At 41.3% G+C, this 17509-nt stretch carries 16 protein-coding genes; 7 read left to right on the plus strand and 9 right to left on the minus strand.

The window, feature by feature from the left end:
* Positions 1-72: 72 nt before the first annotated feature.
* Positions 73-2058, plus strand: a complete 1986-nt coding sequence (locus HQQ94_RS03465; RefSeq protein ID WP_254303988.1) for an alkyl/aryl-sulfatase — start codon at positions 73-75, stop codon at positions 2056-2058.
* Between the two features lie 126 nt (positions 2059-2184).
* Positions 2185-3102 (plus strand): IS5 family transposase, encoded by a 918-nt coding sequence (locus HQQ94_RS03470; RefSeq protein WP_173293111.1) that lies wholly within the window; start codon positions 2185-2187, stop codon positions 3100-3102.
* Positions 3103-3385: 283 nt separating this feature from the next.
* On the opposite strand, the gene arfB is transcribed toward HQQ94_RS03470, so the two are convergent.
* Positions 3386-3802, minus strand: a complete 417-nt coding sequence (gene arfB / locus HQQ94_RS03475) for an alternative ribosome rescue aminoacyl-tRNA hydrolase ArfB (RefSeq protein WP_173293112.1) — start codon at positions 3800-3802, stop codon at positions 3386-3388.
* Between the two features lie 268 nt (positions 3803-4070).
* Here arfB and HQQ94_RS03480 point away from each other — a divergent pair, with 268 nt between their 5' ends.
* From HQQ94_RS03480 to HQQ94_RS03500, 5 genes are all read left to right on the plus strand, one after another.
* Entirely contained in the window at positions 4071-4265 is a 195-nt protein-coding gene (locus HQQ94_RS03480) for a DUF3012 domain-containing protein (protein WP_173296493.1), read from the plus strand.
* 150 nt (positions 4266-4415) lie between these two features.
* On the plus strand, positions 4416-4868 hold the full coding sequence (locus HQQ94_RS03485) for a hypothetical protein (protein ID WP_173293113.1): 453 nt from the start codon (positions 4416-4418) through the stop codon (positions 4866-4868).
* A gap of 173 nt (positions 4869-5041) precedes the next feature.
* Positions 5042-6373: a TolC family protein gene (locus HQQ94_RS03490; RefSeq protein ID WP_173293114.1), complete on the plus strand. Its 1332-nt coding sequence runs from the start codon at positions 5042-5044 to the stop codon at positions 6371-6373.
* Between the two features lie 20 nt (positions 6374-6393).
* Entirely contained in the window at positions 6394-7596 is a 1203-nt protein-coding gene (locus HQQ94_RS03495; RefSeq protein ID WP_173293115.1) for an efflux RND transporter periplasmic adaptor subunit, read from the plus strand.
* A 43-nt stretch (positions 7597-7639) separates the two neighbouring features.
* Positions 7640-10873, plus strand: a complete 3234-nt coding sequence (locus HQQ94_RS03500; protein WP_173293116.1) for an efflux RND transporter permease subunit — start codon at positions 7640-7642, stop codon at positions 10871-10873.
* A 295-nt stretch (positions 10874-11168) separates the two neighbouring features.
* On the opposite strand, the gene HQQ94_RS03505 is transcribed toward HQQ94_RS03500, so the two are convergent.
* From HQQ94_RS03505 to HQQ94_RS03540, 8 genes are all read right to left on the minus strand, one after another.
* Positions 11169-11420, minus strand: coding sequence for a DUF2999 family protein (locus HQQ94_RS03505; RefSeq protein WP_173293117.1), 252 nt, complete (start codon positions 11418-11420; stop codon positions 11169-11171).
* Positions 11421-11542: 122 nt separating this feature from the next.
* Positions 11543-12304: a hypothetical protein gene (locus HQQ94_RS03510; RefSeq protein ID WP_173293118.1), complete on the minus strand. Its 762-nt coding sequence runs from the start codon at positions 12302-12304 to the stop codon at positions 11543-11545.
* Between the two features lie 131 nt (positions 12305-12435).
* Positions 12436-13173: a hypothetical protein gene (locus HQQ94_RS03515; protein WP_173293119.1), complete on the minus strand. Its 738-nt coding sequence runs from the start codon at positions 13171-13173 to the stop codon at positions 12436-12438.
* A gap of 147 nt (positions 13174-13320) precedes the next feature.
* The gene (locus tag HQQ94_RS03520; protein WP_173293120.1) at positions 13321-14091 is read right to left on the minus strand and encodes a hypothetical protein; all 771 of its coding nucleotides are present in this window, start codon (positions 14089-14091) and stop codon (positions 13321-13323) included.
* Positions 14092-14186: 95 nt separating this feature from the next.
* Positions 14187-14948: a hypothetical protein gene (locus HQQ94_RS03525; protein ID WP_173293121.1), complete on the minus strand. Its 762-nt coding sequence runs from the start codon at positions 14946-14948 to the stop codon at positions 14187-14189.
* Positions 14949-15042: 94 nt separating this feature from the next.
* A complete protein-coding gene (locus tag HQQ94_RS03530; RefSeq protein WP_254303989.1) occupies positions 15043-15795 on the minus strand; it encodes a hypothetical protein in 753 nt (250 codons plus the stop codon).
* Positions 15796-15869: 74 nt separating this feature from the next.
* Complete coding sequence (locus tag HQQ94_RS03535; RefSeq protein WP_173293123.1) at positions 15870-16628, minus strand: hypothetical protein; 759 nt, start codon at positions 16626-16628, stop codon at positions 15870-15872.
* Between the two features lie 39 nt (positions 16629-16667).
* Positions 16668-17453, minus strand: a complete 786-nt coding sequence (locus HQQ94_RS03540) for a hypothetical protein (protein WP_173293124.1) — start codon at positions 17451-17453, stop codon at positions 16668-16670.
* Positions 17454-17509 lie beyond the last annotated feature (56 nt).

Here is a 17509-nt window from a genome sequence, read left to right on the forward strand (position 1 = left end):
TGCTAAAAAACCTATTTTAAGTCAAGTGAATTGTTGTACTAGAATCACTCTTGTAAAAATATGGGATAATTAATGAAATTACTAAAGTTTTTTATATGTGGATTATTCTCCACCTCATTTATCAATTTAACAGGTTGTTCTGGGCCTGATACAATGGATCTTAACGGAGAAAGTAAAGACGCAACTGAACACACCATTAAATCTAATGACCAGGTCAAGATCAATTTACCATTTGATAATATCGATGACTTTAAAAATGCTGATCGTGGGTTTATTGCTAAACCGGACATGCTTACAATTACAAGTGAAAATGGCGAGCCTATTTGGGATCTGGAACAGTATAAAAGTTTTATCAGCGATGACAAAACTTCCCCTGATACAGTCAATCCCAGCTTATGGCGAAATGCTCAGCTTACCATTCGATACGGTTTGTATGAAGTCATGGATGGTATCTATCAGGTGCGCAGTTATGATTTGTCTAATATAACCTTTATTCGTGGTAAGACTGGTTGGATTGTATTTGATCCGCTGATTTCACCTGAAACTGCAGCAGCAGCGCTGGCACTTATTAATAAAGAACTTGGTGTACGAGATGTAGTTGCCGTGGTATACAGCCATAGTCATGTCGACCATTACGGTGGTGTTAGCGGGTTTATTAATGAAAATAATCAGGGTTCACTGCAAATATTTGCCCCGGAAGAATTCACCGAGCATGCTGTTTCAGAAAATGTGATTGCAGGAAATGCAATGGGACGTAGAGCGGTTTATATGTACGGTGCTATGTTACCTCGCGATGCCAAAGGCGGTGTTAATGGTGGATTAGGAATGACCATCTCTACTGGTGTTTCTGGACTGATACGACCTACAACTGAAATTAAGCGCACGGGTAAAAGAATCATCGTTGATGGCGTTACTATGGAGTTTCAAATGACGCCAGGGACGGAAGCTCCGGCGGAAATGAATACCTGGTTTCCAGATTTAAAGGCTTTATGGATGGCGGAAAATACGACGAATACCATGCACAATATTTTAACCTTACGTGGTGCTCAGGTTCGTGATGCATTAAAATGGTCAAGTTTCTTAAATGAAACCATGGAGCGGTATGGTGATGAAGTACAAGTTAAATTTCAAAGCCATCATTGGCCAGTATGGGATAATGAAAATATAATTCCCTATTTTGAAAAACAACGTGATGTTTACAAATTTATCCATGATCAAACTGTTCGTCGTATGAATCAGGGATATAACGGCGAAGAAATATCAGAAATGATTGAGTTGCCAAAGTCATTGGAGCAAAACTGGTCTACTCGTGGTTACTACGGAACGTTACGTCACAATAGTCGAGCGGTTTATCAGTTTTATATGGGCTGGTACAATGGTAATCCTTCTGATCTAAACAATTATCCCCCAGAGCAAGCAGCTAAACGGTATGTTGACTTTATGGGCGGAGAAAAAGAAATCATCAAGAAAGCACAAGAATCTTTTGATAAAGGGGATTATCGCTGGGTTGCTGAAGTCATGAAGCATGTTGTATTTGCAAACGACAGAAATAAAACAGCTAAATATCTATTAGCTGATGCTTTAGAGCAATTGGGTTATCAATCAGAATCAGGACCATGGCGTTCAGTGTATTTGCAAGGTGCCTGGGAACTGCGAAATGGCGTTCCAAACATTGGCGGTACGCAAACGGCTACGCCTGATACTATCCGTTCGATGACACCTGAAATGTTGTTTGATTACTGGGGTGTAAAACTGAATGCTGAAAAAGCTGAAGGCAAGGACTTTAGTTTCAATATTATCTTTACCGATCTTAATAGTGAGTATTCACTGTCGGTTAAAAACTCAGTATTGAATTATAGTCAACTACCAAACCCTGACGCTGATGCCAAGATGAGGATGGATAAAACTACGATGGATAAAATTTTATTAGGTGAAACCACCTATGAAAAAGCAGTTAAAGATGGACTTATCAAGATTGAAGGTGATAAATCGATCGTGGATGACTTCATTGCCATGCTGGATAACTTCGAGTTCTGGTTTAATATAGTAACACCTTAAAAAATATGACTTTTTATTTTTGTTAACTCATTTTGGTATTTCAGTAAGCCTTGTTTCCTAAATCGAGGGAACCTTTTGCCGTTAGCGTGATCTGATCCCTAAAGATAGCTATACGGAAGCTGAAAAGTGGGAAAATCTAAACATAAAATAACCAATTGGTCTCAGTACAATAAGGCGTTGATTAATCGAGGCTCACTCACTTTCTGGATTGATGAGCAAGCAATTAAGTCTTGGTATTGTTGTGAACACCACGGGCGTCGTGGTCGAGGGTTCACTTACTCTGATGTTGCTATTGAAACAGCACTCGTTGTGAAAGGCGTTTTTAACTTGTCATTACGAGCACTTGAAGGATTCACCAACTCTGTATTTCAACTTATGGATGTGCCACTGACTTCACCAAGTTATAGCTGTATAAGCAAAAGAGCTAAGACTGTTGAGATCAACTATCGAGCACCGAGTCGTGGCTCTGCTGCACATGTTGTGATTGATTCAACAGGTCTGAAAGTTTATGGAGAAGGAGAATGGAAAACGCGTAAGCATGGTAAAGAAAAACGCCGTACTTGGCGAAAGCTACACCTTGCAGTGGATAGTAATACCCATGAAATTGTGTCAGCTGAAATAAGCTTAGTTAACGTTGCCGATAATGAAGTATTTCCCACATTACTTAACCCATTAAGAAGAAATATAACTCAAGTCTCAGCTGATGGTGCCTATGACACTAAGGCATGTCATAAACTACTTCAGCGCAAAGGATGCAAGCCAACTATCCCTCCGAGAAGTCATGCTGGATATTGGGAGGATGACCACCCCAGAAATGAAGCAGTAAAAGCACTCAAGGCTAACCAATTAGCGCAATGGAAACAGGATAATGATTATCATCAGAGATCACTATCAGAAACAGCGATGTATCGATATAAACAGTTAATTAGTCCAAAACTGAGTCTTCGGGATTATAACGCTCAGGTAGGTGAAGCGTTAGCGGGTGTTAAAGCAATGAATAAAGTCATAGGGTTAGGAATGCCAGTTAGGAAACACGCTGCCTAATTGGGTGAAACACCTTGGGGTGCTGCGTTTAGATTCGGGATTTGAGCAACAACGCCATTTCAGTATCAAAATGAGTTATTTCATGTGGCATAACAATCAGCTCAACGCTTTAATAAAGGATAATATTCTAGTCAAACTAGATGTTTACGAGTCAAAAAAATAGAACAGAATTTAGGGTTCTGTCGTATGTTGATATTCGAGCGCGAGTTTCCTTCTCCTACCAACTTCTCAACATCAATCGTTCATTAATACAATTAAGTGAGGATTATGTCACTCTTATTTTTTAGTCATCGGACTTCTTTTGTCTCAGGGCTTTAGTTGCCCCTTTTTGCTTTTTAACATCGACGCGGCGGCGCTGGCTGCCTTTGGTGGGTTTAGTTGCGACACGCTTTTTTTGAACGATGGCGACACTGGCCACGAGTTCAATAAACTGAGTAAGGGCTAATTGGCGATTAAAATCTTGGCTGCGGCTTTGTTGGCACTTGATAATGACTTTACCGCTTTTAGTGATGCGATGATCCGCTTTTTTAAGCAAAGCTTGTTTATAAAAATCGGGGAGAGAAGAAGCGTTAATATCAAAAATGATCTGAGCGGCGGTGGAGACCTTGTTAATGTGCTGCCCACCCGCACCACTTGAGCGGATAAATTGCCATTCAATTTCATTTTCTTGAAGGGAAACACTATTTGAAATCTTAATCATGGCAAACTACTTCAACTCTGGGAGGGTTATCTTATCAAATTTTATTTACTTGTGTTTGATATGTTTAGTTTGCTGATGAGTAGAGTGAATTGCGCGCGGGACTGTTAGGTTGTCATCTCAACGCCTAAGTGGTGAAATATAATTAGATAGATTATTCTATTTGATATTAAAACGACACTTGAGTATAGCAGCTTAAGCATCTAAGTCGTAAATGATAAATATTACCCGTTGGGTCAATACTGATAGCGTTAAGTTTAAGGGAAATAGCATGTTATTGTCTTTACCTACCCAGCTAATAAAGGCTCTTTTTGCCTTAATCGTTGGTGTGTTTATGATGAGTTTAAGTGGTTGTGCTCAAGAAGTAGGTGATGACGAATGGTGTAAGCTGATGAGTGACAAAGCTAAGGGGGACTGGTCTGTCAATGAAGCGGCAGATTATGCCAAGCATTGTGTATTTAAATAGGCGGCTTTTTTAAAAAAGAATACAAAGATCTTATGTTTAGGTGATTTTTTACTGTTAAGCTGTAGAAATGCTTGTCATGATTGAACTTTTGAATAGAATACGAGTCTGATTTATGGACTGTTATAAACACATATTTTTAAAAGGTATTTTTTGAAATATTATTTTCGCCAATTCACTCATAAGATTGCTATATCGTTGATCGCCGTTGTGTTACTGCAGTTCGCAGGTGCCAATATAGGCGCACATCAATTGCATCTTGGTAATAGTGAAGAGAAGAGCGAAAATCATCCTCATTTAGAGTTTACGGCAGAAATAACCAGCTTAGCGCAATGTCTTGGCTGTGATAATAATGTTCAAACCAATATTGAATCGTTTAGTACAGATACAAGTCAGTCCTTAGTTCAGCATAATCACTTAGCCAGTAAAACAGAAACTAAGACTTTCGATCTTTGTCTTGATTGTCAGTGTCATGGTGGCCATGTGACGGCCATGTCAATGACTGCTATGGTACCTTCGATACCGAATAGTGATGAAGTGACCAGCAGTATCGATCAGTATTTACCACCCGAAGCCATCCCCGATTACCGCCCTCCTATCGTATAACGCCTATTTTGCTATTTGAGATATTGTATTCGCTCATAGCATTTAAAAGTGAATGGAACCGTGTTGACTAAACTCTAGTCACAAGATTGTACCGAACTTTTCATCCTAATTTTGCCTTGTATTTAAGCGTTGGTCTTAGTATGCATTGAGGGCTTTTGGGAAAAGGATATACGATGAAAAAAGCAATAATAGCCTGCTTACTGTTGATTTATATAGCAGATGGAGCGCTCAGTGCTCAAGCAGCAACAGCAGTTGACTCGAAAGACACCGATAGAAATAGATCAGCAGCTCAGATGCCAACAAATGTTCAGGCTAACTTCAGTGCCTGGCTACCAGCTCTAATGAAAGACTTCAATGCACTGCCAGAGGTTAGAGCTCAAGAAGCTAGGCGTAGGCAAGCGCAATTAAAGATCAGCGCAACTGATCAAGCTGTTTATAATCCCGAACTTGGCTTAGGGTATCAAAACGCTTCAGCATCAGAAGATACTTATTCATTGAATATCAGTCAGGCAATTGATTGGGGTGATAAGCGAGGTGTAGGTGCACGAAAAGCACAGTTGGAAGCTGATATACTTCTGTCTGACATCGCATTAGAGCGGAGTCAAATGTTGGCCAATTCAGTACAGGCTTTAGTTGAGCAGTCACAGATGAGAAAGGCTTTAGTGTTTCAAAAAAAGCAGTTTTCTTCAGCTAAAATTCAATTAAAAATAGCGCAACAGCAGATGCAGTTGGGGGATTTATCTGCGGTAGAGTTACAGTTAATTCAGCTTGATGTTGCTAGTAAGGCGTCAGATTATGCCATGGCAGAGCAGGCATCGATTACGGCTGATGCTAATGTGTTGATGTTATTAAACAGTAGTGATTTACCCTTTAATGGCTTTTTTAATGCCCTTATCCTACCGAACATTGCCAAGCAAATAGATCCTGAGTTGCCCGCCCTTAGAGGGGCTTATCAACACGTATTATTAGCGAAAGTGACAGCAGAACAAGTCAAGGCAGAGACGTCAGCAGATCCGACTATTAGCCTTAATGCAGAGCGTGAGGGAGACGATAATAAACTTGGTTTAGGCTTGTCTATCCCATTACAAATACGCAATAACTACAGCGATACCTTAGCTGTTGCCAGTCAGGAGATAGCGATTGCTGAGCAGCGTTATTTAACCAGTGAACGCGTACTCACTCAACAGCAAAAAAAATTCAATCTAAGCCTTCCTCGGTTAACTGAGCGCTATCAAGACTGGCGTGAACTGGTGCTGGGTTCTGGTCAGGAAGCTGCATTGGCTCTAAGTCAGCAATGGAAATCGGGTGATATTAATACCAGTGATTACCTGCAGAGCCAGCGTCTCTTGTCGAGTAGCTATTTAGCTGGTCTATCACTAGAGACGGCGCTCTATTCAAGCTGGCTTGAATGGATGGGGGCAAGCGGACAGCTAGAGACTTTCTTAAACTCTCAGCTTTCAGTGACCTTTAACAATGGGCCTATCAGCAGCATTCTTGCTCACTAATTAGATTGGAATTGAAGAATATGAAACATCACACAAGTTGTAAAGTCAGTAACATTAACGCGATGACTAAAGCCATGATTAACGCGAAGTGCTTTGGATTAGTTATTGCATTAGCTGCGGTTATCTCTACTCCAATGGCTACATTTGCAGGTGAAGGTCATGATCATGCAAGTGAAGAACAAACGGTGAAACAAGAGCAACATACCAGCGGTGAAGAAGAGTCGCATGCGCTGGTATTCACTGATGAGCAGCAGTCTCTTGCTGGTATCAAAGTAGAAAAACTATCCACCCAACCTTTTAGTTTAGAGGCCGTTGCTACCGCAACACTTGTGGTGGATCGTGATAGAACAATGACACTGGCACCACAACTGGATGTGAGAATTGAGCAGCGCCATGTGGTGCCGGGGCAAGAGGTGACTGAAGGTCAACCTTTATTAACGTTAGGGGGCGTGGCTGTTGCACAAGCTCAAGCTGATTATATTACGGCTTCAGCAGAGTGGAGCCGAGTGAGTCGTATGAGTAAAAGTGCAGTGAGTGCAAGTCGCCGCCTCCAAGCTCAGGTTGATGCCGAATTAAAGCGTGCGATTTTAGAGGCGATGAAAATGACCTCAAAACAGATCATATTGTTAGAGTCTAATCCTCAAAAGATAGGTAGCTACCAGTTATTGGCACCGATTAACGGTCGTGTTCAACAAGATACTGCCAAGCTAGGGCAAATAGTGTTAGCGGGTACGCCTTTAATGCAGTTAACCGATGAATCTCATTTGTGGGTTGAAGCGCAAGTCACTCCAGCTCAATCAGAGAAAATAAGTATAGGCAGTGCAGCACTTGTTAGGGTCGGCGAGAGAAGTATAGAGGCTAAGGTGATCGGGCGTTCTCATGAATTAGACAGTATTACTCGTACCGAGAAAATTTTAGTGAGCTTGGAAAATCTCGGCCATGTGATCCATGCGGGGCAATTTGCAGAATTATACCTATCCGATCCTGTTAGCGGGGGAGCAGTGCTTCCTGATGCGGCGCTAACGCGTGGCAGTGATGGTGATTGGCAAGTATTTATTCAAGATGAAGATGGGTTTGAAGCCGTCGAGGTTGAAGTGGTTGAACGTCAGCGTGGCATGAATTTAGTACGCGGACTCGCCCCAGATAGTCAGGTTGTGGTGTCGGGTGCTTTTTTCTTAGCCTCTGAGCAGGCTAAATCTGGTTTCGCGATTCATAACCACTAAGTAATGACATCCAACTAATTCTTGAAAAGTAAGAGGTTCTCTCATGTTACAGAGATTAATTGAGGTTGCTATTCGCAACCGTTTATTGGTGGCATTAGGCCTAGTCGTCATCGCGATAGCCAGTGTGGTCATGTTACCGAAATTAAATCTGGATGCATTTCCAGATGTCACCAATGTTCAGGTGACGGTGAATACTGAAGCTGAAGGTTTGGCGGCCGAAGAAGTTGAAAAATTGATTAGCTACCCCGTTGAATCGGCAATGTATGCATTGCCTGCGGTAACCGAAGTACGTTCATTGTCACGTACAGGCTTGTCGATGGTGACGGTGGTGTTTGCCGAAGGAACAGATATCTATTTTGCTCGTCAACAGGTCTTTGAGCAATTACAGGCAGCGCGTGAGATGATCCCTGATGGGATTGGTATGCCTGAAATTGGTCCTAATACGTCGGGGTTGGGGCAGATTTATCAATATATTTTGCGTGCTGATCCTGATGCTGGTATAGACTCAGCTGAACTACGTAGTCTTAATGACTATCTGGTAAAGCTGATTATGATGCCTGTTGGTGGCGTGACAGAAGTCCTCTCATTTGGTGGTGATGTTCGCCAATATCAAGTGCAAATTGATCCCAATAAACTGCTTAGTTACGATCTTTCTATGGAAGAGGTGACGACGGCACTTGAGAGTAACAACCGCAATGCAGGCGGTTGGTTCATGGAGCAGGGCCAAGAGCAGCTAGTGGTGCGTGGTTATGGTCTGTTGCCAACCGGAGATGCTGGATTAAAGGCGATTGCACAGATCCCGTTAACAGAATTTTCCGGTACGCCCATTCGAGTGGGTGATATTGCTAAGGTTGCTTATGGCAGCGAAATTCGTGTTGGCGCGGTTACCATGACTCGTCGTGATGAGGCGGGTAATCCACAGCATTTAGGTGAAGTGGTCGCCGGCGTTATCTTGAAGCGTATGGGGGCCAATACTAAGGCGACCATCGATGATATCAATGCAAGAACGGCGCTAGTAGAGCAGGCTCTTCCTGAAGGGGTTACCTTTGAAGTGTTTTATGATCAGGCTGATCTAGTGACTCAAGCTGTTACCACTGTGCGTGATGCGCTGTTGATGGCATTTGTGTTTATTGTGGTTATTTTGGCACTGTTTCTCGTTAATATACGTGCGACCTTGCTCGTGCTGCTATCTATCCCTGTTGCTATTTGTCTTGCCTTAATGGTGATGTCTTATTTTGGTGTGTCGGCAAACTTAATGTCACTTGGTGGACTGGCTGTGGCCATTGGTATGCTAGTGGATGGCTCCGTGGTGATGGTTGAGAATATCTTTAAACATCTGACTCAACCAGATAGACGCCATTTAAACGATGCTCGAGCTAGATCGGGTGGTGAAGTAGACCCACATCATGTCGATGAAGACGGTGCTAAAATAGATGCCGGAGATGGTATCGCTTTGCGAGTGATGTTGGCCGCCAAAGAGGTGTGTAGTCCTATCTTTTTTGCTACAGCAATTATTATTGTCGTATTTGCTCCTTTGTTTGCCTTAGAAGGGGTTGAAGGTAAGTTATTTCAGCCAATGGCCGTCAGTATCATACTTGCCATGTTATCCGCCTTAGTGGTGGCGTTAATTGCAGTACCTGCCTTAGCGGTATTTCTCTTTAAACGTGGGATCACGCTAAGAGAAAGCCCAGTGCTTAAGCCCATTGATGCGGGTTATCGTCGCTTGTTAACTGTGACGATGGCAAAACCAAAAACGGTGATAATAGCAGCCTTGGTGATGTTTGGTCTTAGTATGGCTTTGCTGCCTCGTTTGGGGACAGAGTTCGTGCCTGAACTTGAAGAGGGGACGATAAATTTACGTGTCACACTTGCGCCAACAGCAAGCCTAGGCACTTCAATCAATGTGGCTCCCAAACTTGAGAAATTACTGTTAGCGTTTCCGGAAGTTGATTATGCGCTTAGCCGAATAGGTGCTCCAGAGCTGGGTGGCGATCCTGAGCCCGTGAGTAATATTGAGATTTATATCGGTTTAAAGCCTATTGAACAGTGGGAGCACGCAGAAACAAGAATAGAGTTACAGCGTAAGATGGAGGAAAAATTAAGTGTTTTCCCTGGGTTGCTGTTTACTTTTTCTCAGCCCATCGCAACGCGAGTTGATGAGTTGCTTTCGGGGGTGAAGGCGCAACTGGCGATTAAAATTTTTGGCCCTGATCTTGATGTGTTGTCAAAAAGTGGCCAAAAACTCAGCGACTTGGTATCAGCGATTCCCGGTGCGGTTGATGTGTCGCTGGAGCAAGTCAGTGGTGAAGCGCAACTGGTGGTTCGACCTAAACGTGATTTACTGGCGCGTTATGGTATCAGTGTTGATAAAGTCATGAGTCTGGTGAGTCAAGGTATAGGGGGGGGGAGTGCGGGACAAGTTATTGATGGTAACGCCAGGTATGATATCAATGTTCGCTTAGCGCAGGAATATCGAAGTTCTCCTGATGCACTTAGGGATCTGATCTTGAGTGGTGTCAATGGTGCTAAGGTACGTTTAGGTGAAGTGGCGAGCGTTGAAGTTGAGATGGCACCACCGAATATTCGTCGTGATGATGTACAGCGCCGCGTGGTGGTTCAGGCTAATGTTTCCGGTCGTGATATGGGCTCTGTAGTGAAGGATATCTACGCCATCATTCCAGAGGCAGATCTACCTGCTGGTTACACGGTTGTTGTGGGTGGACAGTATGAAAACCAACAACGAGCTCAGCAAAAACTGATGTTAGTTGTGCCTATTTCTATCGGGCTAATTGCCTTATTACTCTTCTTTTCATTTGGTTCGATTAAGCAAGTTGGCCTTATCATGGCCAATGTTCCTTTAGCACTAATAGGCGGTGTGGTCGCGCTATTTATTAGTGGCACTTATCTTTCTGTGCCTAGCTCCATTGGCTTTATTACTTTATTTGGCGTGGCTGTGCTCAATGGTGTGGTCTTGGTGGATTCGATTAACCAAAGGCGTCAGATGGCGCTGAAGGAAAAATTGGGCAGCAATGCCGGTGAAAGTCTATATGATTCAGTGTATGAAGGTACCGTTGGTCGACTACGGCCAGTATTAATGACCGCGTTGACCTCTGCTTTAGGTCTCATTCCTATTTTGATCTCCAGTGGGGTAGGAAGTGAGATCCAGCAGCCATTAGCAGTGGTGATTATCGGCGGCTTGTTTAGCTCAACAGCCTTGACGTTATTGGTACTGCCGACGCTCTATCGATGGATGTATCGCAAGCAAGAAAATGCTTAGTTGTCTGTATTGGACGTAGGTCAATCAAGCTGGTGATACATGGCTACCTTAAATTTACAGTTTAATTTTCACTGATTTTATTGAGCAAGAGGCCCTAATACAGGTGTGGAGCGTTAGTCTGCCGTTGCACCTGATATTGGTAGTAAGGTGATGTAGTATGCGCAGCTGGATGCTGCGTTTTTTTGGAAAGAATGTATGCCACATATTCAAGATGTTGATAGTAAACATATCATTTTGGAGATCATTGAAAAGGCCCACGAATAGAGACTTGAGCCATAAACGGAGCTTGAATAGGTTATTTTTGTAGTTGGGATTTTGCCGCTTCAACTTTCGAGAAGTCTAATCCTAGCTCAACAACGGCCTCTTTGATTAAATTGGGGTTTTGCATGATTAACGCCATCAGTTGTTGTAGTTTCTCTGCTTGGATCCCTAATTGCCCTATGGTACCCATGGCCATTAATGGGTTTTCGGTCAACGTTTGGAATAAATCATTAATCTGCGTGTCAGTGATGTTGTGTTCTTTTAAGATGGCAATAATTGGGTTCATTACTTTACCTTGTGTGTATTTTAGAATTCAATTGGTGTTGATTCTATCACCCCCAAACAATAATTTTGTAACTTTTTAATTATGACGAATACCTGAATGTATTGTTGATTGTGTATGAACATTTAGTCGACGATATTTGTTGGTATTGCTTGTGAGTCGACAAATTCTTTTGCTTGTTGGTAATAAGCATCAAATAAGCCTTCTGCTTTCATTTGGCGAAATACCACGGCTAATTTAACCGCAAGTTCTCTGTGGTGTTGGTGCAGATAACCGTAGGTAGTTGATTCTTCTAAAATAGCTATCATCTTGATATTACTATCGGTAAACTCTGGAGTCATTAATAGGTTGAAAAGATTCATATTTGAATCAATATAAATATCTATTCGACCTCGAAGCAATTTACGTAGTGACTGCTCTGGGCTGGATGAATTACTGAGTCTATCTGGATTGATATATTGAGTCAGTCGTTGGTGAGCTAAGGCCATACCGCGATAATATTCAATATTATACTGGCTATTTTGCAAGTCTTTCCAAGATTGTATGCTGATTGATGGATTAGAGACAAAAGCACTTAATTTATCGATTACAAGGGGTTCTTCTATGCGGATAAGATTAGGGTGTTTCGCCCCGTAAGTTGACACTCTTGACATCTCACCGTCAATCTTACCTAAATCAACCATTCTACTTGCTCTAATAGCGGGCATAATGGAGCATGAAAAATCAATATTCAGACGGGACAAGGCGTCGGTGTAAACCAGCTCTCCCCATTTAGTGTAAAAATTTGTGTTGGGGTCGAGGTAGCAGGCAAAAGTGATTTTTTGCCTATCAACTCCCTGCACCGTAGAGCTTAGCAAGGCAAGTATGATGAAACCGATCCTTTTCAAATTTCGATGCATTTCTATAGGATAACGTCATTTGGAATTGTTGACTAAGTATAGGTGAAAATGTGCTTTTGGTGTTTTTCAATTAGAGTGTGACTCGCTGATTTGCTCTATCAGCGTATAAGGTTTGTAGATTAAGGTGTTGTGGTTTGTGAGTCGATAAGTGTCTGAGCTTGACTAAAATAAGCATCGAACGTTCCCTCTGCTTTCATTTGACGAAATACCTCGGCTAATGTAATGGCAAGCTCACTGTGGCGTTGGTGTAAATAGCCATAGTGAATATGCTCTTCTAGCGTGGTGAGCCGTTGTAGGTGCTCGTTAGCAAATTCGGCAGTGGCTGCTTGCTGGTTAGTTATTTTTGTTGGGCCAACATAAATGTCTATTCTAGCGCGGATTAATTTACGTAAAGATTGTTCAGGTGTTGACGAAGTACTTAATCTATCAGGGCTAATATGTTTGGAGAGTCGTTGATGAGCAAGAAATGAGCCGCGATAATATTCCACTTTATACTGGCTGTTATAGATATCGTTCCAAGAGCGTATGTTGACTAATGGATTATAAGCGAATGCGCTTAAACTTCCACTGGCGATAGACTCATTGATCCGGACTAAGTTGGGATGCTTGGTACCGTAATTTGCATCTCTTGCTATTTCACCATCCACCTTACCTAGATCCGACATTCTGCTTGCCCTGATTGAAGGCATTATAGTATAAGAAAAATCGATGTTGAGGCGGTTAAAGGCGTCGGTGTAAATCAGCTCCACCCATTTTAAATAAACATTGGTGTTTGGTTCGGCATAAAAAGTGAAGCTAAGCTGCTGTCTTTCTACTGTTTGAGCCATGAAACTTAAGGTGGTAATCCAAATAATCATGCTAATTCGTTGTAATACTCGATACATTATAGATCGCTCAAAAGAGAAAATGTGTTGATAAATAGAGTGTAGGACATACCGAGATGGTAAGAGTGTATTTTGGTTGTCCAGTTAGGCTATTAATGATTGTGTAAAGGAATAAAGCCGTTACGGTATTCTTTTCGAGTTGATAAATAGTGTTGCTTGCTGATAATAACTTTCAAATATTCCTTCTGCTTTCATTTGGCGGAATACCTTGGCCAGCTTCTCTGCGAGATCGGAGTGACTTTTGTACAGGTAACCATAAAAGGTGATTTCTTCTAATTGGGCTTGCATTCGAATATTAGTGTCGCTAAATTCAGGAGTGGCTAATATGTCATTGGTGAATGTATCTATACCAATATAGATATCTATTCTTCCTCCCCATTTAGGGCGCATTAGTGTGTATAAGGATTCGTTCGGTGTGGAAGAATTGCTGACTCTGTCTGAGTTGACGTATTGTGACAGCCGTTGCTGAGCAAGGTACGTACCACGATAATATTCAACGGTGTATTGGCTGTTTTGAATATCTTCCCAAGAGTGTATATCGATTAAAGGATCATAAGTAAAAGCGCTTAATTTTCCGCTAATAAGGGGTTCATTGATACGAACTAAATTAGGGTGCATTGTACCGTAATTAGCCGCTCTTCCAGCTTCCCCGTCAATTTTACCTAAATCTGCCATTCTACTTGCCCTGATAGCTGGGAGTACGATGTATGAAAAATCAACATTAAGGCGGGAAAAGGCTTCGGTATAAATCAATTCCCCCCATTTCACCTCGCTGTTGGTGTTAGGATCGGCGTAAAATGCGAGCGTAATATGCTGCCTTTCAGAAGTGTGCACCATGAAACTTGAGATGGTAAGGAGTAGATACACAGTATTTTTTAGTGTTTGATGCATTTTTGATATTTAAAAATAACAGAGTAAGGTCAATTGAGTATAGCTGACACAGTAATAAGTACATTTCAATTGATAGGATAGGGTAAATGGTGAGATTAAGGTTGTGTACCTTGTAACTTTATGGATTGTTTGGCTTGTTTGAAATAAGCATTCAATTTATTTTCTGATTTCATTTGGCGAAGCACACCAGCTAATTGAATAGCAAGTTCTGTATGACGTTGATGCAGGTAACCATAGGAAGAAAACGCTTCCAGTTTCGCAACCATTTGGATATGACTATTGGAAAATTCTGGGCTAGCTAATAGTTCTTTGGTGAGTAAATCTGTATCGATATAAACATCAATTCTACCTCGAAGTAATTTACGTAATGACTGGGCAGGGCTAGATGAATCACTGAGTCTATTTGGTTTGATATATTGAGAGAGCCTTTGGTGAGCAAGAGACATACCACGATAGTATTCGACATTATATTGGCTATTTTGTAGGTCTTTCCAAGAATGTATGACGATTGATGGGTCATAAGTAAATACGCTTAGATTAGCAGTGATGAGAGGTTCTTCTATACGAACTAAATTAGGGTGTTTAGTAGCATAGTTTGCGACTCTAATTGGTTCGCCATCGACTTTACCTAAATCAACCATGTTACTGGCTCTGAGTGCCGGCATGACAGAATAGGCAAAGTCGATATCAAGCTGAGAAAATGCATCGGTATAAACTAACGTTATCCATTTTGCATAAAGATTAGAGTTTGGATCGTTGAAAAAAGCGAAGGTGATTTGTTGTCTTTCAGAAGTATGCACCATGAAACTTGAGATGGTAAGGAGTAGATACACAGTATTTTTTAGTGTTTGATGCATTATCATCATACTTAAAAGGTTAGCAAGCTAAGTTCAGTTGAGTATAGTTGATATTGTGCTAAGTTTATTGCGATAAGCCGTCAGCATGTGATGGCTAAGGTTGTGTGTCTTTTACTTCAGTAGCCAGTTTCGCTTGCTGGAAATAATCCTTGAACTTACCTTCAGATTTCATTTGACGAAAAACGTCGGCTAATTTAATCGCCAGTTCACTGTGGCGTTTATGTAGGTAACCATACGTTGAGGTTGTCTCTAAAATGGCGATCATCTTAATATTTTTATCGATAAATTCGGGAGTCTGCAATAATTCGCGAGTCAGTAGGTTTGAATCAATATAAATATCAATTCTATCTCGAAGCATTTTTCGCAATGACTCACCGGGAGTGGAGGAATTGGTCAGCCTATCTTGGGGGACATATTTAGGCAGTAGTTGATGAGCAAGTGCCATACCGCGATAGTACTCTACCTTGTATTGACTGTTCTGAATATCTTGCCAGGACTGTATTTTTATTGCTGGGTTGTGAGCATATGCACTTAAACTTCCGTCCACAATAGGTTCGTCGATACGGATCAAATTTGGGTGTTGTTCTACATAAGTGCCAATTCTTCCTCCTTCTCCATCGACTCTACCTAAATCAGCCATTTTACTGGCCCTAATCGCAGGAAGGACCACATATGAAAAATCAATACCTAGGCGAGAAAAAGCATCAGTATAAATAAGATCAGCCCATTTACCATAGAGGTTAGTGTTAGGGTCTGTATAAAAAGCAAAAGTAATATGCTTTTTCTCCGTTGCTTGAGATGTGGCACTGAAACTAATGAACAGCGTGATAGCGATGATTACTTTCAATATTCGATGCATTTTTTCAAGCTCAAAATTTAAAATTTTAACATAAATAGAGTGTAGACCATGCTTGTTCGGGCTTACTTTGTTTGTGTATCGATGAACTGCCTTGCTAGGGTTAAGTAAGTGTCAAATTTACCGTCTGACTTCATTTGACGCAACACCTCTGCTAATTTAGGTGCTAATTCGTTGTGGCGCTGGTGTAAGTATCCATAGCTAATGACTTGTTCTAAGCGAGTGAGCTTTTGAATGTGAGTGTTGGTAAATTCAGGCATGATCAACACCGGACTGACATTTTCTTCCATTTCAATATAGATATCGATTCTCCCTCGCAGTAATTTTCGTAGTGACTCTATTGGGCTCGACGAATCACTCAATCTATCAGGTTTAACATATTGAGACAGTCGTAAGCTCGCGAGGTATGAACCACGATAATATTCGACTTTGTACTGGCTGTTTTGAATATCTTCCCAAGAATTGATCTTGATTGAAGGATCATAAGCAAATGCACTTAAATGCGTGATGACGATAGGCTCTTCTATTCGTACTAAGTTTGGGTGTTCAGTTCCATAAGTGATTGATCTTGCACTCTCACCATCAATTTTACCCAAAGCGAGCATTTTACTTGCTCTAGCATAGGGGAGTACTGTGTATGAGAAATCGATATTAAGCTGATTAAAAGCATCGGCATAAATAAGTTGGCCCCATTTCATATAAAAATTGGTATTAGGATCGGCGAAAAAAGCCAGGGTGATTTTTTTTCTATCTGTTGCCTGTACAATGAGGCTGAGTGAGCATAAGAGCAAGGCTAATCCAACTGCTGGCGATATTCGATGCATCTTGTGGACTCAAAAAATGATATTTAAGGAAAGTGTAGACTATTTGGGGTGTAGATTATTTTGCTGACTGCGAATAAACTGCCTTGCTTGCTTGAAATAAGTTTGCAATAGACCTTCGGATTTCATTTGGCGAAATACCTCTGCTAATTTAATCGCTAGATCATGATGGCGTTGGTGTAGATAACCATAGAAAGAGATATTTTCTAAGTGGGCTATCATCTGGATATTACTGCCGATAAATTCAGGTCTAGTTAATAGTTCAGTGGTAAACTGCTCTACGCCAATATAAAGGTCTATTTTCCCTCGGTTCTTGGGACGAATTAATTTATGTAATGACTCTGAAGGAGTGGAAGAGTTGGTTAATCTATCTGAACTTATATATCCAGTTAATCTCTTATGTGTCAGGTATATTCCCCGGTAATACTCGACTGTGTATTGACTGTTTTGGATATCTTTCCAGGCATTAATTTTAATTGATTGATCATTGCTATAAGCGCTTAAGTTGGCAGTGAAAATGGGTTCTTCTATGCGAATCATATTAGGATGTGCTGTTCCGTATGTTGCCACTCTCGCTGTTTCCCCATCGACTTTACCTATGTCAGTCATTTTACTTGATCTAATGGCGGGCATAACAACGTAAGAAAAGTCGATGTTAAGGCGAGTCAATGCATCGCTATAAACTAAATGCAGCCATTTGGTATAAAGATTAACGTTAGGATCATCTATTAAGGCAAGCGTTATTTTTTCTTTATCAATAGCTTGTGCCATAAAACTGAATGTGGTGAGCAACACGATATAACTCGTTAATTGCAATATTCTATTCATCTTAAGTGACTTTAAAAGAAAGAATGTAGATATGTAAAGTGTAGACCATTGTGTCG

The sequence above is a fragment of the Shewanella sp. VB17 genome (assembly GCF_013248905.1).
GTDB lineage: Bacteria > Pseudomonadota > Gammaproteobacteria > Enterobacterales > Shewanellaceae > Shewanella.